Origin of the sequence: Lonepinella sp. MS14436 (genome assembly GCF_042470565.1) — a bacterium.
GTDB lineage: Bacteria > Pseudomonadota > Gammaproteobacteria > Enterobacterales > Pasteurellaceae > Lonepinella.
Genome location: NZ_CP170385.1, coordinates 539,361 through 559,186, shown reverse-complemented (window position 1 = coordinate 559,186; position 19,826 = coordinate 539,361). Strand labels below are relative to the sequence as shown.

The 19,826-nt window shown below is 39.5% G+C and carries 20 protein-coding genes and 1 pseudogene; 5 read left to right on the top strand and 16 right to left on the bottom strand.

From position 1 onward, the window contains the following. Positions 1 to 65: 65 nt before the first annotated feature. From rplL to O1Q81_RS02720, 7 genes are all read right to left on the bottom strand, one after another. A complete protein-coding gene (rplL, locus tag O1Q81_RS02750; protein WP_386689171.1) occupies positions 66 to 437 on the bottom strand; it encodes a 50S ribosomal protein L7/L12 in 372 nt (123 codons plus the stop codon). 57 nt (positions 438 to 494) lie between these two features. Further along, positions 495 to 986: a 50S ribosomal protein L10 gene (gene rplJ, locus O1Q81_RS02745; RefSeq protein WP_386689169.1), complete on the bottom strand. Its 492-nt coding sequence runs from the start codon at positions 984 to 986 to the stop codon at positions 495 to 497. A 325-nt stretch (positions 987 to 1,311) separates the two neighbouring features. Beyond that, positions 1,312 to 2,001: a 50S ribosomal protein L1 gene (rplA, locus tag O1Q81_RS02740; RefSeq protein WP_386689167.1), complete on the bottom strand. Its 690-nt coding sequence runs from the start codon at positions 1,999 to 2,001 to the stop codon at positions 1,312 to 1,314. Positions 2,002 to 2,005: 4 nt separating this feature from the next. Next, entirely contained in the window at positions 2,006 to 2,434 is a 429-nt protein-coding gene (gene rplK / locus O1Q81_RS02735) for a 50S ribosomal protein L11 (RefSeq protein ID WP_386689165.1), read from the bottom strand. A 195-nt stretch (positions 2,435 to 2,629) separates the two neighbouring features. Beyond that, positions 2,630 to 3,184: a transcription termination/antitermination protein NusG gene (gene nusG / locus O1Q81_RS02730; RefSeq protein WP_386689163.1), complete on the bottom strand. Its 555-nt coding sequence runs from the start codon at positions 3,182 to 3,184 to the stop codon at positions 2,630 to 2,632. 4 nt (positions 3,185 to 3,188) lie between these two features. Further along, on the bottom strand, positions 3,189 to 3,602 hold the full coding sequence (gene secE / locus O1Q81_RS02725) for a preprotein translocase subunit SecE (RefSeq protein ID WP_386691517.1): 414 nt from the start codon (positions 3,600 to 3,602) through the stop codon (positions 3,189 to 3,191). Positions 3,603 to 3,714: 112 nt separating this feature from the next. Further along, positions 3,715 to 5,172: an aminoacyl-histidine dipeptidase gene (locus O1Q81_RS02720; protein WP_386698104.1), complete on the bottom strand. Its 1,458-nt coding sequence runs from the start codon at positions 5,170 to 5,172 to the stop codon at positions 3,715 to 3,717. Positions 5,173 to 5,360: 188 nt separating this feature from the next. Between O1Q81_RS02720 and gpt the strand changes: the two genes are divergently transcribed. The 3 genes and pseudogenes from gpt to modC form a co-directional block, all read left to right on the top strand. Then, positions 5,361 to 5,819, top strand: a complete 459-nt coding sequence (gene gpt, locus O1Q81_RS02715; protein ID WP_386689157.1) for a xanthine phosphoribosyltransferase — start codon at positions 5,361 to 5,363, stop codon at positions 5,817 to 5,819. Positions 5,820 to 5,882: 63 nt separating this feature from the next. Further along, a complete protein-coding gene (gene modB, locus O1Q81_RS02710) occupies positions 5,883 to 6,599 on the top strand; it encodes a molybdate ABC transporter permease subunit (RefSeq protein WP_386689155.1) in 717 nt (238 codons plus the stop codon). Further along, a pseudogene (gene modC / locus O1Q81_RS02705) lies at positions 6,586 to 7,272 on the top strand (molybdenum ABC transporter ATP-binding protein); the annotation flags it as partial. The gene modB and the pseudogene modC, both read left to right, overlap by 14 nt. A 76-nt stretch (positions 7,273 to 7,348) precedes the next feature. Here modC and O1Q81_RS02700 read toward each other — a convergent pair. Beyond that, positions 7,349 to 7,519: a HaeIII family restriction endonuclease gene (locus O1Q81_RS02700; protein WP_386698102.1), complete on the bottom strand. Its 171-nt coding sequence runs from the start codon at positions 7,517 to 7,519 to the stop codon at positions 7,349 to 7,351. A 32-nt stretch (positions 7,520 to 7,551) separates the two neighbouring features. On the opposite strand from O1Q81_RS02700, the gene O1Q81_RS02695 reads away from it, so the two are divergent. After that, entirely contained in the window at positions 7,552 to 8,745 is a 1,194-nt protein-coding gene (locus tag O1Q81_RS02695; protein ID WP_386698100.1) for an IS256 family transposase, read from the top strand. Between the two features lie 35 nt (positions 8,746 to 8,780). On the opposite strand, the gene O1Q81_RS02690 is transcribed toward O1Q81_RS02695, so the two are convergent. From O1Q81_RS02690 to O1Q81_RS02675, 4 genes are all read right to left on the bottom strand, one after another. Next, positions 8,781 to 9,623, bottom strand: a complete 843-nt coding sequence (locus tag O1Q81_RS02690; protein ID WP_386698098.1) for a HaeIII family restriction endonuclease — start codon at positions 9,621 to 9,623, stop codon at positions 8,781 to 8,783. Positions 9,624 to 9,634: 11 nt separating this feature from the next. Beyond that, positions 9,635 to 10,612, bottom strand: coding sequence for a DNA cytosine methyltransferase (locus O1Q81_RS02685; RefSeq protein WP_386689151.1), 978 nt, complete (start codon positions 10,610 to 10,612; stop codon positions 9,635 to 9,637). A 93-nt stretch (positions 10,613 to 10,705) separates the two neighbouring features. Further along, positions 10,706 to 12,421 (bottom strand): proline--tRNA ligase, encoded by a 1,716-nt coding sequence (gene proS / locus O1Q81_RS02680; RefSeq protein ID WP_386698096.1) that lies wholly within the window; start codon positions 12,419 to 12,421, stop codon positions 10,706 to 10,708. Positions 12,422 to 12,472: 51 nt separating this feature from the next. Beyond that, positions 12,473 to 13,210 (bottom strand): 3-deoxy-D-manno-octulosonic acid kinase, encoded by a 738-nt coding sequence (locus O1Q81_RS02675; protein WP_386698094.1) that lies wholly within the window; start codon positions 13,208 to 13,210, stop codon positions 12,473 to 12,475. A 76-nt stretch (positions 13,211 to 13,286) separates the two neighbouring features. Here O1Q81_RS02675 and O1Q81_RS02670 point away from each other — a divergent pair, with 76 nt between their 5' ends. Beyond that, a complete protein-coding gene (locus tag O1Q81_RS02670; protein WP_386698092.1) occupies positions 13,287 to 14,345 on the top strand; it encodes a glycosyltransferase family 9 protein in 1,059 nt (352 codons plus the stop codon). A gap of 53 nt (positions 14,346 to 14,398) precedes the next feature. Here O1Q81_RS02670 and galU read toward each other — a convergent pair whose 3' ends face one another. From galU to alaS, 4 genes are all read right to left on the bottom strand, one after another. Further along, positions 14,399 to 15,286 carry a UTP--glucose-1-phosphate uridylyltransferase GalU gene (gene galU / locus O1Q81_RS02665; protein ID WP_386698090.1) on the bottom strand — a complete coding sequence of 296 codons (888 nt, stop codon included), beginning with the start codon at positions 15,284 to 15,286 and terminating at the stop codon, positions 14,399 to 14,401. Between the two features lie 153 nt (positions 15,287 to 15,439). Further along, the gene (locus O1Q81_RS02660) at positions 15,440 to 16,804 is read right to left on the bottom strand and encodes a phosphomannomutase CpsG (protein ID WP_386689141.1); all 1,365 of its coding nucleotides are present in this window, start codon (positions 16,802 to 16,804) and stop codon (positions 15,440 to 15,442) included. 9 nt (positions 16,805 to 16,813) lie between these two features. After that, the gene (gene csrA / locus O1Q81_RS02655; protein ID WP_386689139.1) at positions 16,814 to 17,005 is read right to left on the bottom strand and encodes a carbon storage regulator CsrA; all 192 of its coding nucleotides are present in this window, start codon (positions 17,003 to 17,005) and stop codon (positions 16,814 to 16,816) included. A 163-nt stretch (positions 17,006 to 17,168) separates the two neighbouring features. Beyond that, positions 17,169 to 19,793, bottom strand: a complete 2,625-nt coding sequence (gene alaS / locus O1Q81_RS02650) for an alanine--tRNA ligase (RefSeq protein WP_386698088.1) — start codon at positions 19,791 to 19,793, stop codon at positions 17,169 to 17,171. Positions 19,794 to 19,826: the final 33 nt, after the last annotated feature.

The following is a 19,826-nucleotide window of genomic DNA, read 5'->3' as shown; positions in this document are numbered from 1 at the left end:
CGGTATTCCGTCAGCCACTTTCCCAGAAAATCTGGTTTCCGAAGTGGAAAAAGTGTCAATCAAAATTATTTGATTTCTACTTTCGCACCAGCTTCTTCTAATTCTTTTTTCAATGCTTCCGCTTCTGCTTTAGCAATGCCTTCTTTTAAGTTAGCTGGTGCAGATTCAACTAAGTCTTTCGCTTCTTTTAAGCCTAAACCTGTTGCACCACGTACTGCTTTGATCACAGCAACTTTGTTTGCACCCACTTCAGCAAGAACTACATCAAATTCTGTTTTTTCTTCTGCTGCCGCACCTGCTGCACCTGCTGCTGGAGCTGCTGCAGCTACTGCTGCTGAAACACCGAATTTTTCTTCCATCGCTGCGATTAATTCAACGATTTCTGATACTGTTTTTGAAGCAATTGCTTCGATTAGTTGTTCGTTAGTTAATGACATAACAATCAATTCCTAAAGTAAATAAGTTGATAAACGATTTAAGAAGTGCTTTTAAAATTAAGCCGCTTCTTGTAATTTGTCGCGTAATGCTGCAAAAGTGCGAACAAGTTTGCCTGCCGCAGCTTCTTTCATTGTACCCATTAAACGTGCAATCGCTTCTTCGTAAGTTGGTAATGTTGCCAAGAAATTAACGTCTTGGATTTTACCTTCAAAGGCGGCACCTTTAACTTCAAACTCTTTGTTTGCTTTCGCAAATTCAGCAAATAAACGTGCTGCTGCACCTGGATGCTCATTTGAAAATGCAATCAGAGTAGGACCAGTAAACGCATCTTTTAAACATTCGAATTCTGTCCCTTCAACGGCACGGCGTAATAAAGTATTACGAACCACACGCATTGAAACGCCAGCTTCACGAGCTGTTTTGCGTAACTCAGTCATTTTATCCACAGTCACACCACGGCTGTCCGCAATTACTGCTGATAGGGCACCTTTGGCTGCTTCATTTACTTCAGCAACAATTGCTTGTTTGTCTTGAAGATTTAATGCCATTGGCTTTTAGCTCCTGAATACACTCCGATTTCTCGGAATTAAACTACCTAATAGGCTATTTGAATATAAACCATTAGGACGACTTCGGTGTACAGAAGCAGAAAATTCTTTTTCTGTTCACCATCTACGTTGGATATTAAGATTACCTATTTAATGTAACCACCGACGGTCTTGGACGGGGCTTGATGAGGCAAGCACCATCAGTATTTCGCTATAAATAGCAAAATTAGGTCGGCAATTATAGACGACTTTCACCTGCTGGTAAAGTCATTTCTATAAAAAAGTACGGTAAAAAAAACCGCACTTTTCCAAACCAAATAATCAATTAAAGTGAAGACTGATCAACAGCCACACCTGCACCCATAGTGGTAGAGATGCTTACTTTCTTGATAAAGATACCTTTAGCAGTGGTTGGTTTAGCTTTCACTAACGCTGCTAAAAGTGCTTGTAAGTTTTCTTTTAATTGTTCTGCAGAGAAATCCGCTTTACCGATAGTGGAATGGATAATACCATTTTTATCATTACGGTAACGAACCTGACCAGATTTTGCGTTTTTAACCGCTTCTGCTACGTTTGGTGTTACAGTACCGACTTTCGGGTTTGGCATTAAGCCACGTGGACCTAATACTTGACCTAATTGACCAACCACACGCATTGCATCTGGAGAAGCGATAACAACGTCAAAGTTCATTTCGCCTTTTTTCACTTGTTCAGCAAGATCTTCCATACCCACTAAGTCTGCACCAGCGGCTTTGGCTGCGTCTGCATTAGCACCTTGAGTGAACACTGCAACACGCACTTCACGACCTGTACCATGTGGTAACACAGTGGCACCACGCACGTTTTGATCTGATTTACGTGGATCAATACCTAAGTTCACTGCCACATCAACGCTTTCTTTGAATTTAGCGGTTGCAAATTGTTTTAACACTGCAATGGCTTCGTTAATTTCATACGCTTTAGTAGAATCTACGCCAGCTTTGATTGCTTTCATTTTTTTAGTCAATTTAGCCATTGTATTATTCCTCCACCACTAAGCCCATTGAACGAGCAGTACCAGCGATTGATTTCATTTTGGTTTCGATAGTTGCACCAGTCATATCGGCTGCTTTAGTTTCAGCGATTTGACGAAGTTGTGCTTGAGTTACTGTACCCACTTTATCTTTGTTCGGTTTACCTGAACCAGATTTAATACCTACAGCTTTTTTCAATAATACTGCAGCTGGTGGAGTTTTAGTAATGAATGTGAATGAACGGTCTGCATAAACAGTAATTACAACTGGAATTGGTAAACCTTTTTCTAAGCTCTCAGTACGAGCGTTGAATGCTTTACAGAATTCCATAATGTTCACACCTTGTTGACCTAATGCAGGACCAACTGGTGGTGATGGGTTAGCCATACCAGCTGCTACTTGTAGCTTAACGTAGGCTTGGACTTTTTTTGCCATTTTTAAGTTTCCTTATATTTGGGTGATAACGCTGAAAATCAGCTCCCCTGTGTGTTTCCTTGCGAATGCAAGCGTTAAAAAGGGTTGCATTTTAATCAAATACAACCGAGATTTCAAGTCTAAGGTTGATAAAATCAACAAAACTTTAGAAAATAATACCGCACTTTGCTCTGAGAATAAGAAAGTGCAGTAAATTTAGTGAGCTTTTTCTACTTGACCAAATTCAAGCTCAACTGGTGTCGCACGACCAAAAATAGACACAGATACTTTAACCCGACCTTTTTCATAATCCACTTCTTCCACGGTACCATTAAAGTCAGCGAATGGACCTTCAGTAACACGCACTTCTTCACCTGGTTGGAAAGTGTTTTTAGGACGTGGTTTATCCGCATTTTGTTCTACTCGGTTTAAAATAATATCGGCTTCACGTTGGCTAATTGGCAAGGGCTTATCTGGGGTTCCGCCAATAAAACCCATCACACGTGGCACACTACGTACCAACTGCCATGTATAATCATTCATTTCCATTTGCACTAACACATAGCCTGGAAAGAATTTGCGTTCGCTTTTACGACGTTTACCCGCCACGTTTTCAATCACTTCTTCGGTAGGTACAAGCACTTCACCGAACTGATCTTCCATGTGGTTTAACTTAATATATTCACGCAATGTTGTGGCTACTCGACCTTCAAAACCAGAGAAAGCCTGTAATACATACCAACGTTTTTTAGCTGTTGTCGTTTCTGTCATAGGATTAGAATCTCAAGTTGGTTAAGAAATCAAGGACGCTAATAATAATGCTGTCAAACGCCCATAAAATTAATGAAACAACTACCGTCACGCCTGCCACAATTAATGTGGTTTGCATTGCTTCGGAACGCGTTGGCCAAACTACTCTACGCATTTCAACACGAGCATCACTAAAGAAAGCAAGAGCTTTTGCCCCCTGATTAGTAATAGCTGCCAAGCCTAAAGCAACGGCAATTAATACAACAATACCGACCACACGAATAGCGGTTGAATACTGTTCTGCAAAATAAATATTACCTACCGCAGCGACAATGATTACAACGATAGCTAATAACCATAATAAACGGTTTAAACCAACGGATTTTTGCCCTGTTGTTTGCTCAGGTGCATTTTTCTTTTTCTCGGTTACAAGAGCCATAAATTAACCTATCAATGAAATATAAAATTCGGGACATTTTTAAGAACGAGCGATTGTATCACTTTCTTCACTATTTTCATATCAAATTTTTAGCTGCCCCGAATTTTTCTGTTTATTTTTGTTCTGGAATATTCGCCAATACTTTGGTCAATAGCTCCCAATAAATTTGTACAGCAGGAATATGCACTTTCTCATCAGGGGAATGAGCATTCTCAATGGTTGGTCCAAAAGACACAATTTCCATCGTTGGATAAGCCTGTTTAATTAAGCCACATTCCAACCCTGCATGAATGACTTTAATAGTTGGTTCAACACCTAATATTTCCGCATAAATGCGTTGGGTTAAACGCAAAATATCGGTATCTGGGTGAGGTTCCCAGCCAGGATAATTGCCAGAAAGTGTTACTGTTGCACCACATAAAGATGTCAAAGATGACAATAAACTTGCCACATATTGCTTACCACTTTCAACTAAAGAGCGAATTAAAATCAGCCCTGTTACTTCATCGTCTTCGGTTTTTAACACACCGATACTGCTTGATGTTTCCACCACGCCATCAACGACATCACTATAACGATCTACCCCATTCGGCAAAGCATTAAGCAAATGTATTGCTTTATGAGTGGAGGCTTGATCAAAAATAGTTTCTGGATTATCCACTGATAAAACCGAAATGATCGCTTTCGGTTCCGCAATAGCCAGTTCATTCTGTAAAAAATCTTGGAAATTTTGCACCGCAGTTTTTAAGGCGTTTTCATCATCTACACAAACAATCGCGTATGCTTCACGTGGAATTGCATTACGCACCGAACCGCCTCGGATTTCCGCTAAAGCAAATGGAAAGGCTTGAGTTTGTTCAATATTTGCTAAGAAACGAGCAAATAATTTAATCGCATTCACTCGATTTGTATTAATTTCACTGCCTGAGTGACCACCACGTAACCCTTTTAAAGAAACTTGATAGGTTTTAGTAAAAGTATTTTTCTCCCGTTGAATCGGTAAACTTACTTTCGCATCTTCACCGCCAGCACAACCAATATAAACCTCACCTATTTCTTCTGTATCAGTATTAATCATCAGGCTTGATTGCAACCAGTTGGCTTTTAAATTATGTGCCCCGTCCATGCCAGCTTCTTCAGTCATCGTACACAATACTTCTAATTCTGGGTGAGCTAAATCTTCACTGTCTAATACCGCTAATGCTGATGCCAAACCGACTCCATTATCTGATCCCAAGGTTGTCCCTTTGGCTTTTACCCACTCACCATCAACATAAGGTAAAATTGGATCGGTTAAAAAATTATGGGTAGAACCTTCATTGGCTTGCGGTACCATATCCAGATGGGCTTGCAAGGCGACTTTTTGACGATTTTCCATACCTTTGGTGGCAGGTTTACGAATTAATACGTTACCAATTTGATCACGTTCTACAAAAAAACCTTTCTCATTCGCCCAATCCACAATAAATTTTGCAACTTTTTCTTCGTGATGTGATGGACGTGGAATGGCACAAAGGCGATCAAACCATTGCCATAAACGTTTTGGTTGTAATACTTGAATATCTGACATAATAAATTCTCCTTAAAAAACCTTTCAATTATGGATCAATTTCTGGATTTGTACAAACATTCCTGATATTTCTATTATTTTTCGCAAAAAGTGCGGTGTAAAAAATAAAAATTCTGGTATTCACTACGGGGAAAATGGTATCCTTACGCAATTTTTAAATTTCTCTCAAATCAGTTAAGGGTAAAATTATGAGTGAAAAATATGTTGTCACTTGGGATATGTTCCAAATGCACGCTCGCAAACTAGCTGAGCGTTTATTACCAGCAACACAATGGAAAGGCATTATTGCCGTCAGCCGTGGCGGTTTATTTCCTGCTGCCGTATTAGCACGTGAATTGGGTTTACGTCACGTTGAAACCGTGTGTATTTCAAGCTACGATCATGATCAACAAGGCGAATTAAAAGTCTTACACGCTGCTCAAACGGACGGTGAAGGCTTTATCGTTGTCGATGATTTAGTCGATACGGGAAACACCGCTCGCGAAATTCGCAAAATGTATCCAAAAGCAAAATTTGTCACGGTTTTTGCTAAACCTGCTGGTGCATCATTAGTCGATGATTACGTCATTGATATTCCGCAAAATACGTGGATTGAACAGCCGTGGGATTTAGGCTTAGGATTTGTTCCTCCGATTGTACGTAAATAATTACATAAAATACTTGTTAGGGCGGACCTGTGTGTCCGCCCTTGTAATAACTAAATTCGCTATATGATTGACTATATAAAACTATCCCCCTCTGAAATAAATGCCATTATTTTAAGCCTAAAAGTGGCATTTTGGGCGAATATTTGGGCATTACCCTTTGCGATTGCGATTGCGTGGTTATTAGCTCGCAAAACGTTCTGGGGTAAATCCTTACTTAACGGCATTGTTCATTTACCGCTTGTGTTACCGCCTGTGGTAATCGGTTACTTACTACTGATTTCCATGGGACGCAATGGGTTTATCGGGAAATATATTTCGCAATGGTTTGGTTTTACCTTTGGATTTAGCCTTAATGGTGCTATTTTAGCTTCCGCCGTGGTCGCATTTCCCTTAGTGGTACGTTCTATCCGTTTAGCCATTGAAAGCATTGATATGCGTCTTGAACAAGCCGCACTAACACTCGGATCTTCACCATGGCGAACCTTTTACACCATCACCTTACCTTTAGCTTTCCCTGGTATTTTGGCAGGTATGATTTTAGGCTTTGCTCGTTCCCTTGGTGAATTTGGGGCAACCATTACCTTTGTGTCTAACATTCCCAATGTTACGCAAACCATACCGCTCGCCATGTATTCCTTTATCGAAACCCCAAATGCCGAGGGTGCAGCAGCTCGCCTTTGTTTAATTTCCATTATTATTGCGTTACTCTCGCTGATTATTTCCGAATGGCTCGCCAAACGGACACAACAAAAATTGGGGCAATCTGATGCTAGAAATTAATGTAAGTAAACGCTTAGGCAATTTTGAATTACAACTTAACGCCCAAATTCCAAGCCAAAATGTTACCGCACTTTTTGGCTTATCAGGTTCGGGAAAATCCACCGTGATTAATTTAATCAGTGGCTTAATTCACCCTGACCAAGGCTATATTAAATTAAATGAGAAAATTTTAGTGGATACGGCTAAAGGCATTTGTTTACCACCCAATAAACGCCAGATGGGCTATGTATTCCAAGATGGGCGTTTATTTCCACACTATTCCGTAAAAGGCAATTTGCGTTATGCAATGAAAGCTAAAAGCGGAAAAAGTGCGGTGGAATTTGACCGAATTGTGCAACTACTCGGCATCGAACATTTGCTTAATCGCTACCCAATCAGCCTGTCTGGCGGGGAAAAACAACGAGTTGCCATTGGACGAGCCTTATTAAGTCAACCGGAAATGTTGCTGATGGACGAACCCTTATCCGCCCTTGATTTACCGCGTAAACAAGAGTTATTAAGCTATTTAGAAAACCTCGCTCAACAAATCGCTATTCCAATTTTGTATGTCACCCATAGTATTGATGAACTCACAACATTGGCAGAGCAAGTCATCTTAATAGAAAACGGCAAAATGATTGCTTTTGATAAGGTGGAAAATGTGGTTAATTCACCCTTGTTTGAGAAATGGAAAGGATAAAAACAGGCAAAAAAATGACCGCACTTTGTACACTTAAACAAGTGCAATCTTTTTGCCTATTGATTTGTAATTATTGCCACTTACAATCAATAGATACAATCGCTGTTGGCATGCCAATAAACTGAATATCAAATTTTAAACTTGGTTCAACCTTGGTAGATGCGTTATGTATTCTAAAACTAAATTGCCAAGAGCCTATACCAAAATTTGTGTAAATACCTGTTTCTGAGATAATAACCAAAAACAGGTATTTTCATTATGAATGAACAATAAATGAAATTATTGGCTAACGAACTCGCCAAAAACCTCAAAACGCCAGAAGATCTCAATCAGCTTTCTCGAATGCTGAAAAAAATCACCGTGGAAACCGCTCTCAATACTGAGCTTACCGAACATCTCGGTTATAAGAAAAATCAGCCAAGAAAGGCTAAAAATAGCCGAAATGGTTATAGTCAAAAAACTTTGCTCACCGATGAGGGAGATATTGAACTTAACATTCCCCGAGATCGTGAAAGCACCTTTGAACCCCAAATTATTAAGAAAAATCAAACTCGCATTACGGGTATGGATGAGCAAATCATTGCCTTATATGCCAAAGGGTTAAGTAATCAAGAGATTGTTGATTCGTTTAAGGAATTTTATGATGCCGATGTTTCACCTAGCCTAATTTCTCGGGTGACTGATTCAGTCAAAGAACGCATTATTGAGTGGCAAAATGAACCCCTTAACGCGGTGTATGCCATTGTTTATTTGGATTGTATCGTGGTGAAAGTTCGCCAAGATGGTCGGATTATCAATAAATCGGTTTTTGTCGCTTTGGGCGTGAATCTGGAGGGACGCAAAGAGCTGTTAGGGCTGTGGATCGCCGAAAATGAAGGGGCAAAATTTTGGTTAAACGTACTAACCGAGCTTAAAAATCGTGGCGTACAGGATATTCTGATTGCTTGCATTGATGGTTTAAAAGGCTTTCCTGATGCGATTAATACGGTCTTTCCTGAAACGAAAATTCAGCTTTGTATCGTGCATATGGTTCGTAATAGTTTGAAATATGTCACTTGGAAAGATTACAAAGCCGTAACCATGGATTTAAAGCAGATTTATCAATCACCTACGGAACAGGTCGCCCTACAGGCACTGGCTAATTTTGAGCAAAAATGGCAAGCAAAATACCCCTTAATCGCCAAAAGCTGGCAGACTCATTGGGCGAATTTAGCCACGATTTTCAGCTATCCTGAAGATATTCGCAAGGCAATTTACACGACAAATGCGATAGAATCGTTAAATAGCGTGATTCGACGAGTGATTAAAAAACGAAATGTCTTCCCGACAGACGAATCCGTGATTAAAATAGTCTGGCTTGCGATTAAAGATGCGTCTAAAAAATGGTCAATGCCAATCCGAAATTGGCGAGCAGCATTGAACCATTTTGTGCTAGAATTTGGTGATCGCTTAAATGATCACCTTTAAGTGAAATTGGTGTTTACACAAAATATGGGATAGGCTCATTGCCAACCTTCATCTAAAATCATCTCAACCGTATTATTGCTATCGGGTTTAAAATCACAATGAAAAATACGAGTAGGTAAGTGAACAATCGGTACAATCATTTTTGCCTGTGCTTTTTTAGACGGCTGATTTAATGTGCCTCGCAAATTAAAACTTTGTATAGTGGTGAGTTGCTTTTTATCTACACTAATGGCTTTATAAAAATCAAATTCCCCTAATAAATATTCAACCATTTTAGTTGGTACAAGCGAACCTTGATGATGATATTGATGATTTATTTCATCAATAAAGGCTCGCAAAAGTGGAGCATAAATATGGCTTTCTTTATTGTCTAATTCTCGCCATTTCACTCCTTTATTTTTAAGTTCTTTTAAACGTTCAAAAATAGGCTTCGCCGCTTGCCAATAATTAGCTGAACAAGATAAATTAAACCATTTTTGAGCAAAATCTATGTTTGGCGATAAGCGACTATGTTTAACCGCAAAATGGTTATGTTTTACACTTAGACCTATCATCCACGCAATATCATCACGGCTAATCAAAATATCTCGTACATCACCTTGTTCTCCCTTATTATCAGTTTGAATACAAAGGGTTACAGGTTTATTCTCTAAAATCAACGGTTCTAATTCAAAAATTAAATTAACTCCAGCCAAAGCACTTTTTTGGTATAAAGATTGCATAAGTGGATCTAATAATTGCCAAGATTTTTTGGCAGCCTGAAAACCGTTAGCCTTATCTACGTTAACAATAATATTTGCGTTTTTGAGTTCTTGCTCCAGCATCAAAATATAAGCAAATTCGTAAGCTCTACCTTGATCATTACTTTTACTACTCATTGTATAATCCCTTATTCAAAAGCCTGTTTGATTGCCGTAGCAATATCAAAAGCTAACTCCACAGGTACAGCATTACCCACCATTTTATAACCGTCATTCAAACTATTATAATAAAAAATAAAATCATCAGGAAAACCTTGCACCCTAGCACATTCACGCACACTTAAACGGCGATATAAATGTTCTTTACCCTCCACAAATTGATTTAAGTTTAAAGCGACTTTGGGCATAACTGGAGCTTGTGGGTGTAATTGACATTGTCGCCCAGATGCTTGCACTGTGAAAGCAGGTTCATGCCATTGACGCACTCGGTTACGACTCATAAAAATAGTAGAATATGAACCAACAAAATATTCGTGATTAGGAATTTTACAATTATCACCATTGGTTTTATTGCCGTCTAAGGCAGGGATTACATTATCCTGCAAATCACTAATAATATCTTTAAAAACTAATTTTTTTACTCGTGGCTGTGGTACAAAAAAATCAATATTTAAATCTTTTCTAAATCCCACATAAAACACTCGTTTACGGTCTTGAGCAACCCCATAATCTTTGGCATTTAATAAAAAAATATGCACGTTATAGCCAGCATTTTCAAATTCTCGCACAATATCCTGTACAGCCTTGTTATGACGCTCTGCCATCATGCCTTTCACATTTTCAGCTAAAAAGAATTTAGGTTTTTTGTCTTTTAAAATTCGGATATATTGATAAAATAATTTGCCTCTTGGGTCATCAATACCACGTAACGCTCCCCCCTCACTCCAAGATTGACAAGGTGGTCCTCCAATAATGCCATCACACTCAGGAAACTCATCAGATGAAATTTGACTAATATCACCCTTAATCAATTTGGTAGAATGATTCTTCTCATAAGTTTGGAAAATATTCTTATCAAATTCATTGGCAGCTACAACATTAAATCCTGCTTTTTGAAAGCCCAGATCTAGACCACCAGCACCTGAAAATAAACTAATTAAATTCATAATATCTCTTGAAAATAGCTAAATTTAGCAACTATTTTACTTATCTGCTATAAATGTATTCTGTAATTAATTCTAATAATCGCACTTGTCTTTTTACGCTTTCACATTCTCTTTTAAGAACGCTAACAGTTCATCTTTTGCAATCATCTGCTTTTCCCCTGTACGGCGGTTTTTATATTCAATTTCGCCATTCGCTAGGTTTTTCTCACCAATCACCACTTGGTGTGGCACGCCGATTAACTCCATATCTGCAAACATAACACCAGGGCGTTCTTTGCGATCGTCAAAAATCACATCGACACCTTGCGATTGTAAAGTGCGGTATAAATCTTCGGAGAATTGTTGTACGGTTTCAGATTTGTGCATATTCATTGGCACAATCGCCACCGTGAATGGGGCAATTTCATCGCTTGACCAAATAATCCCACGCTCATCATGATGTTGTTCAATAGCCGCAGCCACCACACGGGTGACACCGACACCATAGCAACCCATCGTCATCACCAACGGTTTGCCGTCTTCGCCTTGCACGGTGGCTTTCATGGCTTCGGAATATTTAGTCCCCAGTTGGAAAATATGCCCCACTTCAATGCCTCGTTTAATTTGCAATGTGCCTTTTCCATCTGGACTTGGATCACCCTCGACTACGTTACGCAAATCAAAGATTTCAGGCAACGCCACATCACGTTCCCAGTTCACATTGAAATAATGTTTGCCGTCAATATTCGCTCCCACACTAAAATCAGACATTAATGCCACTGAGCGATCAATCACCGCTGGAATCGGTAAATTCACGATACCGAGTGAACCCACACCTGCCCCAATTTTGGCTTTAATTGTTGCTTCGTCAGCAAATTCTAATGGATCAGCGACTAACGGGTGTTTTTGAGCTTTAACTTCATTTAATTCATGATCACCACGTAAGATTAAGGCGATTAACGGCTGTTCTTCTGTAGCCCCTTTTACAATCAAGGTTTTGGCGGTTTTCTCAATCGGCAGATTAAACTGTTCTACCAATTCCGCAATGGTTTTGGCATTTGGCGTATCCACTAATTCCATCGCTTTAGTTGGTTGTGAACGTTCACCTACCGCCACCGCTTCCGCTAATTCAATATTGGCAGCAAAATCGCTTTCGGTAGAAAATACCACATCATCTTCACCGCTTTGAGCCAGCACTTGAAACTCATGTGAGGCAGAACCACCGATTGAACCTGTATCCGCTTGTACTGCACGGAAATCTAAGTTTAACCGATTGAAAATGTTGCTATAAACCTGATACATCACATCATAAGTTTGTTGTAAACTTTCTTTCGTGGTGTGGAAAGAATAAGCGTCTTTCATCACAAATTCACGGGAACGCATTACACCAAAACGTGGGCGAACTTCGTCACGGAATTTGGTTTGAATTTGATATAAATTCAACGGTAACTGTTTGTAAGAACTGATTTCACGGCGAACTAAATCGGTGATCACTTCTTCGTGAGTAGGTCCTAACACAAAATCACGTTTACCACGATCGGTAAAACGCAATAACTCCGCACCATAATCATTCCAACGCCCTGATTCCTGCCAAAGTTCGGCAGGTTGCACCACAGGCATTAGCACTTCAATGGCACCACCTTTGTTCATTTCTTCACGAATAATATTTTCAACTTTTTTCAATACTTTAACACCTGTTGGCAACCAGTTATATAAGCCAGATGCCATTGGGCGAATCATACCTGCTCTTAGCATTAACTGATGGCTCACCACTTGAGCATCATTCGGGGTTTCTTTTAGCGTTGAAAATAAATATTGACTTGTACGCATTGGTATTCCTAATTATTTTATCTATTCAAAAAAATTTGCGGTATTCTATCATTAAATCTGGCGATTGTGATAACCGCTTAATAAATCTTGCCAATTTTGCGTACTAAATTGAATTTTCATACGTTCAATTTCCTTATGAAAAGAACGCTGTAACCGTTCAAGATTACCTTGTTTCCAAAAATCCCCTGATTTTTCACCGCACTTATCAAAATCTAACAACCAACATTTTTGCCCTGTTTCTGTCTGTTGGAGCAAAATATTATGGGCGTTTAAATCCGTATGGCAAATTTGTAAATCGTGCAACTGGCGAATTAAGCCGCCAATCTGTTGCCAAATTTCTGAGGGCAAGGTTTGATGTTGTAAAAGTGCGGTTAAATCCTGAGCATTTTCGATCTTTTCCATCAAAATATCAGCACGATAACAAATACCTAACTTGCCTTTTTCAACGACCGCCATAATCGGCTTCGGCACAGGTAAACCAGCCAAGTATAATTTTTGCAACAAACGTAATTCGGCAAAACTGCGTGTTTGTGAAAGTGCGGTAAAACGGTAGCGATCTCGAATAATTTTGCTCCATAATCCGCCACGATAATAATGACGTAAGCTGGTATTAACACCGAACAGATCATCGGTTTGTAAAAAATAAGTGGTGCCACGTCCTTTGGCGGTGCCTGAAACTCGCTCTTTTTTTAACCAGTAATCTGGACTAAAAAATTGACGATAATTGAGTTCAGCATAACTGTCATTCGCTAATAAAAAAAAGCAATTTTGATCTTGTCGTTCAATCATTTTATATTCCTTGTTGGCGTTCGCATCATTCTACTTTAAAATAGTCATGTTTCGCAAAAAATAAGGATCTTTTTTTATGCCCCTTTTTAGCCAACAACACCCTCCTAAATCCCTATGCGTTCTACGCCTTTCCGCCATTGGTGATATTACGCATACTTTAGCCGTGGTACAAGAAATTGCTCGTTTTTATCCTGCTTGTCAAATCACTTGGATTGTGGGAAAGGTGGAGTATGCTTTATTATCGCAAGTCATGCCTGAAAATCCGCTTATTGATTTAGTTATATTTGATAAAAAAACAGGTTGGCGAGGCGTTTTTGCTTTATGGAAACAGCTAAAAAATCAATCATTTGATGCGTTATTAAATATGCAAACGGCTTTCCGTGCATCTATTTTATCTTTAGGCATTAAAGCCAAATATAAAATCGGTTTTGGGAAAAAGCGCTCAAGAGAGGGACAATGTTTTTTTGTTAATCAACGAGTGAATGATCCTGAAAATCCTCATGTGTTAGACGGTTTTATGGCATTTGCCGAAAAAATTGGCGTAGCAAAATTTACCCCTCATTGGCAATTAAACCTTTCTTTGCCAGCACAACAAAAGGCAAAAACCTTTATTCAACCAAACCAACGCAATCTGATTATTTCCCCTTGCTCCAGCAAAAAGGAAAAAGATTGGTTGATTGAACGCTATGCGGAACTCGCCAATGTTGCCACTCAACAAGGTATTAACGTGATTTTATGTGGTTCTCCTGCTTCACGAGAAATGGAAATTTGCCAAAAAATCACCGCACTTTGTGATAATCAGATAACCAATGCGTGCGGAAAAACGAGTTTAGCTGAATTGACCGCTTTAATCCAACAAGCAGATTTAGTGATCGCACCCGATAGTGGTCCTGCTCATATTGCCACCATGGTGGGAACACCTGTTATCGGTCTGTATGCTTATCATAATCCTTGGCGAACAGGTCCTTATCATAATTTGGATAATGTGATTTCGGTCTATGAGCAAAATGCGTTTAAAGAATTTCATAAACTCTCTCAAGAATTGCCATGGGCAACCAAATTATCGGGTAAAAATTTGATGGCGGAAATTGAAGTGAAAGATGTGGTGAATGAAATGCGGAAATTGGGGTTTTAAAGCAAGTTAGGGTACGTTTGAACGCACCCTAATCCTGTTCTTTACCCTGCTTGTTACAAGGTTTTAGCTAATTTTTTCAAATAGTCTTTGAACGGTTTGCCTAATTTTTCATGTTGTAAACCATATTCTACAAAGGCTTGCATATAACCAATTTTATCACCGCAGTCGAAAGACTCTCCTGTCATGTGGAAGGCTTCTACAGTTTCGTTTTCAATAAGCATATCAATAGCATCAGTTAATTGAATTTCATCACCGACACCAACTGGCGTTTTTTCTAATAAACGCCAAATTCCCGCTGAAAATACATAACGCCCTACTACTGCAAGATTAGACGGTGCTTTTTCTACACTTGGTTTTTCTACCATACGAGCAATTTTGGCACTTTCACCACCAGCAAATTCCACACCGTCACAGTCTGCAATACCGTAACTACTCACGTCTTTTGGATCCACTGGGGCAACCATAATTTGGCTATTGCCCGTTTCTTTAAAGCGTTTGATCATCGCGGCAAGATTTTCAGTTTTTTGGTTAGCTGTAAAATCCGCTAACAGCACATCAGGCAACACCACGGCAAAAGGCTCATTACCCACCACAGGACGACCACATAACACGGCGTGTCCCAACCCTTTGGCATTACCTTGACGGACGTGCATAATAGTGACATCTTTCGGGCAAATAGCACGCACTTCTTCCAATAACTGGCGTTTTACACGCTTCTCTAACATCGTTTCTAACTCAAAAGATGTGTCGAAATGGTTTTCAATAGCATTTTTAGAAGAATGCGTCACTAGCACGATTTCTTTTACACCAGCGTTGACACATTCGTTGACTACATATTGAATTAATGGTTTATCCACTAAAGTAAGCATTTCTTTTGGAATGGCTTTGGTGGCAGGTAACATTCGTGTACCTAAGCCAGCCACAGGAATAATGACTTTCATTTTTTGTCCTTATATTTTGCCCCCCTTCGTCCTTCGGACACTTCCCCCCACACGCAGGGGGAAGAAAACGATGACTTATGTTATCGGGTAAAATTATTCGCTCCCCCTACTTGTGGGGGGAGCTGCCCGAAGGGCTGAGGGGGCTAACACTATTTATTGACGCAACAACGCCAAAATCTCATCCGTTTTCTCTTGCATCAACACTTTATCCCCACGGGTTTCAAGGTTCAAACGCACCACGGGTTCAGTATTTGAACTACGTAAATTGAAACGCCAGTTTGGATATTCAATGCTAATGCCGTCAATTTCATTGACACTTACCGCATCTTTTTCATAGGCAGCACGGACACGAGCAATCGATGCTTTAGCATCGGTTAATTTGCTGTTGATTTCACCTGGTGATGGATAAGTATTAATGCTTTCTGTCACTAATTGACCTAAGGATTTACCTGTTGTGCTAACTAATTCCATCACTAATAACCAAGGCACCATACCACTATCACAATAGTAGAAATCACGGAAATAATGGTGTGCTGACATTTCGCCACCGTAAACCGCATCGACTTCACGCATTTTTTCCTTAATGAAAGAATGACCTGATTTCGACATGACAGGTTCTCCACCGTTAGCGGATACTAATTTCTCAGTATTCCAGATTAAACGTGGATCGTAGATAATCTTCGCCCCTTTTTGTTTTTGGGTGAAAGCCTGACCTAATAGACCGACCACATAATAACCCTCAATGAAACCACCGTTTTCATCAAAGAAGAAACAACGGTCGAAGTCACCGTCAAAGGCAATCCCCATATCGGCTTTGTGTTTTAATACCGCATCAATGGTGTCTTGGCGGTTTTCGTGTAAAATTGGGTTAGGAATACCATGTGGGAAAGTACCGTCTGGATTATTATGCACCTTAATAAATTCCACTGGCACACGGCGAGCTTTAAATTGTGCTTCAATCGCATCCACTACATGACCTGCTGCACCATTACCTGAGTTAATCACTAATTTTAATGGTTTGATATTATCTAGGTTTACATAAGAAAGTAAACGTTCAACATAATCGCCAATCACCGATTGTTGTTTATATTGACCACGTTGCGTTACCGCAGGGAAATTATTTTCTTCCGCTAAACGTTGAATGTCAGCGAGTCCTGTGTCTGCACTAATTGGGCGAGATCCTTCACGCACTAATTTCATGCCGTTATAATCCATCGGATTGTGACTTGCGGTGACTTCAATACCACCATCAGCTTTTAAGAATGAAGTAGCGAAATAAACTTCTTCAGTACCGACTTCACCTAAATCAATCACGTCAACGCCAGAATCTAATAAGCCATTTGTTACTGCACTTTTCAGCTCTTTACTGGTTAAACGTACGTCACCACCCACCACAATATTTTTTGGCTTTAAGAATTGACCAAAGGCACGACCAATGCGATAGGCAATATCAACATTTAGTTCATCACCTAAACGGCCACGAATATCGTAGGCTTTAAAGCAAGTTAATTTACTCATAGATTCTCCTTATTCAACCTCTGAATGTTTTTCATTTTGAGATTGCTTGATACGTTGATAGATTTCTTCCCGATGAACGGAAACGTCTTTTGGTGCTTTTACACCGATTTTTACTTGATTACCACGGACATTTAACACTGTGATTTCAATATCATCGCCAATGAGTAAGCTTTCACCCAGTTTCCTTGTCAAAACTAGCATATACTTCTTCCTTTTATATGATTATATCTGTCTTGTGCCATAGTCTGTGGATGTTTCACTTTGTCTTCCGTTAGAAAGAAAAATAAAACCTCCACAATACCTATCAACTTCCCTATTGATAACCAGTCTTATAAATTAAAACAAGACATGCATAATGCGACACTTACAAATTTACTTTTAACCAATCTAATGCAACATTTAATGCGTTAGCTACATTTTCAGGTTGTACGCCACCAGCCATCGCCATATCTGGACGACCGCCACCTTTGCCCCCTACTTGTTGAGCCATTAGATTGACTAATTCACCTGCTTTTACTTTGCTTGTAATATCTGCTGTAACACCCACAATTAGATTAACCTTTTCTTCTACAACAGAAGCAAAAGCAATCACAGCAGATCCGAGTTGATTTTTCAAATCATCTACCATCACACGCAATGCTTTGGTATCGATACCATCCAATCGTTGTACGATTACCGAAATTCCATTAATTTTCACCGCACTTTGAGCTAAATTCGCTCCTGCTTGTACGGCAGCTTTTTGTTTTAATTGTTGCAATTCTTTTTCTGTTTTCTTAGCTTTTTCTTGCAACTGATAAATTTTCTCTGCTAATGATGTGACATCAGATTTTAATGCGTCCGCTACTTGTCCTAAAATAGCTTGTTGATTATGCAACCAACTCATCGCACCCTCACCTGTAACGGCTTCCACCCGACGAATGCCCGCAGCGACTGCACTTTCTGACACCAATTTAAATAACCCAATATCCCCCGTGCGTTGTACGTGTAATCCACCACAAAGTTCAATCGAGAATGGACTCATGGTAACAACACGAACCACGTCGCCATATTTCTCTCCGAACAACGCCATAGCACCTTTTGCTTTGGCTTGTTCAATCCCCATTTCTTCGGTTAATACAGGGTGATTAGCTCGAATATGGAAATTGACGATACGTTCCACTTCCGCAAGCTGTTGTTTACTAATTGCTTCAGGTTGCACAAAGTCAAAACGTAAACCCACATCAGACACTAACGATCCTTTCTGTGCTACATGCTCGCCTAATACTTGACGCAATGCAGAATGTAATAAGTGAGTTGCACTATGGTTTAATCTAGTATGCTGACGACGTTCATTATTCACAATCGCATCAACACTATCGCCTACCGACAATGAACCTACCGTCAATTCACCAATATGTCCAAACACTTGACCATATTTTTGAGTATCTTTCACATCAAATTGACAATTATTATTGACCAACTCTCCGCTATCACCAATCTGACCACCCATTTCCGCATAGAATGGGGTATTTTCTAAAATAACCACCGCACTTTGTCCTGCGGTAATACTATCCACTGATTTGCCGTCATGGAAAAGTGCGGTGACTTTTGCCTGACTTTCTGCTTTGTTATAACCTTCAAATTGGGTTGTACCATCGACACGAATAACATTGTTATAATCCATACCGAACTGGCTGGCAGACTGCGCTCGCAAACGTTGAGCTTCCATTTCTTTATCAAAGCCTGCTTCATCAATTTGAATATTGCGTTCACGACACACATCAGCGGTTAAATCCAATGGGAAGCCGTAAGTATCATATAATTTAAATGCCACTTCACCAGACAATACGCCGTCTTTAACATTTACCAAGGCATCATCTAATAAAGTCAAACCACGCTCTAAAGTACGAGCAAATTGTTCTTCCTCCAAACGTAACAGTTTTTCTACGTTGGCTTGTTTTTCTTTCACAATTTTCGCTGCATCAGCCATGACCTCAATTAAAGTAGGCACCAATTTATAAAAGAACGTTTCTTTAGCACCTAACAAATGTCCATGACGAACTGCACGGCGAATAATACGGCGTAATACATACCCACGCCCTTCGTTAGATGGAATCACGCCGTCAGCAATTAAATAAGCACAAGAACGAATATGATCGGCAATCACACGTAAAGATTTATTGGTTAAATCTTTAGTACCGATAATTTCTGCTACTTTGGCAATTAAGGTTTGGAAAATATCAATTTCATAGTTGGAATTAACATGCTGCATAACGGCAGTCATACGCTCTAAGCCCATACCTGTATCGACAGATGGTCTTGGCAATTTTTCTAATGTCCCATCAGCCAAACGGTTAAATTGCATAAATACAATATTCCACACTTCAATATAACGGTCGCCGTCTTCTTCAGGCGAACCTGGTAAACCACCCCAATGTTGCTCACCATGATCGTAGAAAATCTCAGTACAAGGTCCGCATGGTCCAGTATCGCCCATTGCCCAGAAGTTATCAGAATTGTACGCACCACCTTTGTTATCGCCAATGCGAATAATATGTTCTGCTGGCACTCCCATTTGTTGATGCCAAATATTATAGGCTTCGTCATCGGTTTCATACACGGTAACATACAGTTTTTCTTTTGGTAAACCTAACCACTGCGGAGAAGTTAAATATTCCCAACCAAAAGCAATGGCATCTTGTTTAAAATAATCACCGAAACTGAAATTCCCCATCATTTCAAAGAATGTATGATGACGAGCAGTATAGCCCACATTTTCTAAATCATTATGCTTTCCCCCTGCTCGCACACAACGTTGTGCAGTAGTGGCACGAGTATAAGCACGTTTTTCTAAACCAAGAAAAACATCTTTAAATTGGTTCATTCCAGCGTTAGTAAAAAGTAAAGTGGGATCGTTTTCAGGCACAAGAGAACTACTTTCTACTACCTGATGACCTTTACTGTGAAAAAAATCTAAAAAGGATTGTCTAATTTCTGCTGTTGTTTTCATAAATAATAATTGTTGTTTAATGTAAATAAATTA

Bases quoted from the DNA above. Each gene is read 5' to 3' on its own strand.
- csrA (WP_386689139.1), bottom strand. From the start codon at position 17,005: ATGCTAGTTTTGACAAGGAAACTGGGTGAAAGCTTACTCATTGGCGAT.
- rplL (WP_386689171.1), bottom strand. From the start codon at position 437: ATGTCATTAACTAACGAACAACTAATCGAAGCAATTGCTTCAAAAACA.
- nusG (WP_386689163.1), bottom strand. From the start codon at position 3,184: ATGACAGAAACGACAACAGCTAAAAAACGTTGGTATGTATTACAGGCT.
- O1Q81_RS02720 (WP_386698104.1), bottom strand. From the start codon at position 5,172: ATGTCAGATATTCAAGTATTACAACCAAAACGTTTATGGCAATGGTTT.
- gpt (WP_386689157.1), top strand. From the start codon at position 5,361: ATGAGTGAAAAATATGTTGTCACTTGGGATATGTTCCAAATGCACGCT.
- rplJ (WP_386689169.1), bottom strand. From the start codon at position 986: ATGGCATTAAATCTTCAAGACAAACAAGCAATTGTTGCTGAAGTAAAT.
- O1Q81_RS02670 (WP_386698092.1), top strand. From the start codon at position 13,287: ATGCCCCTTTTTAGCCAACAACACCCTCCTAAATCCCTATGCGTTCTA.
- O1Q81_RS02685 (WP_386689151.1), bottom strand. From the start codon at position 10,612: ATGAATTTAATTAGTTTATTTTCAGGTGCTGGTGGTCTAGATCTGGGC.
- O1Q81_RS02675 (WP_386698094.1), bottom strand. From the start codon at position 13,210: ATGATTGAACGACAAGATCAAAATTGCTTTTTTTTATTAGCGAATGAC.
- O1Q81_RS02690 (WP_386698098.1), bottom strand. From the start codon at position 9,623: ATGAGTAGTAAAAGTAATGATCAAGGTAGAGCTTACGAATTTGCTTAT.
- rplA (WP_386689167.1), bottom strand. From the start codon at position 2,001: ATGGCTAAATTGACTAAAAAAATGAAAGCAATCAAAGCTGGCGTAGAT.
- alaS (WP_386698088.1), bottom strand. From the start codon at position 19,793: ATGAAAACAACAGCAGAAATTAGACAATCCTTTTTAGATTTTTTTCAC.
- proS (WP_386698096.1), bottom strand. From the start codon at position 12,421: ATGCGTACAAGTCAATATTTATTTTCAACGCTAAAAGAAACCCCGAAT.
- O1Q81_RS02695 (WP_386698100.1), top strand. From the start codon at position 7,552: ATGAAATTATTGGCTAACGAACTCGCCAAAAACCTCAAAACGCCAGAA.
- galU (WP_386698090.1), bottom strand. From the start codon at position 15,286: ATGAAAGTCATTATTCCTGTGGCTGGCTTAGGTACACGAATGTTACCT.
- rplK (WP_386689165.1), bottom strand. From the start codon at position 2,434: ATGGCAAAAAAAGTCCAAGCCTACGTTAAGCTACAAGTAGCAGCTGGT.
- modB (WP_386689155.1), top strand. From the start codon at position 5,883: ATGATTGACTATATAAAACTATCCCCCTCTGAAATAAATGCCATTATT.
- secE (WP_386691517.1), bottom strand. From the start codon at position 3,602: ATGGCTCTTGTAACCGAGAAAAAGAAAAATGCACCTGAGCAAACAACA.
- O1Q81_RS02660 (WP_386689141.1), bottom strand. From the start codon at position 16,804: ATGAGTAAATTAACTTGCTTTAAAGCCTACGATATTCGTGGCCGTTTA.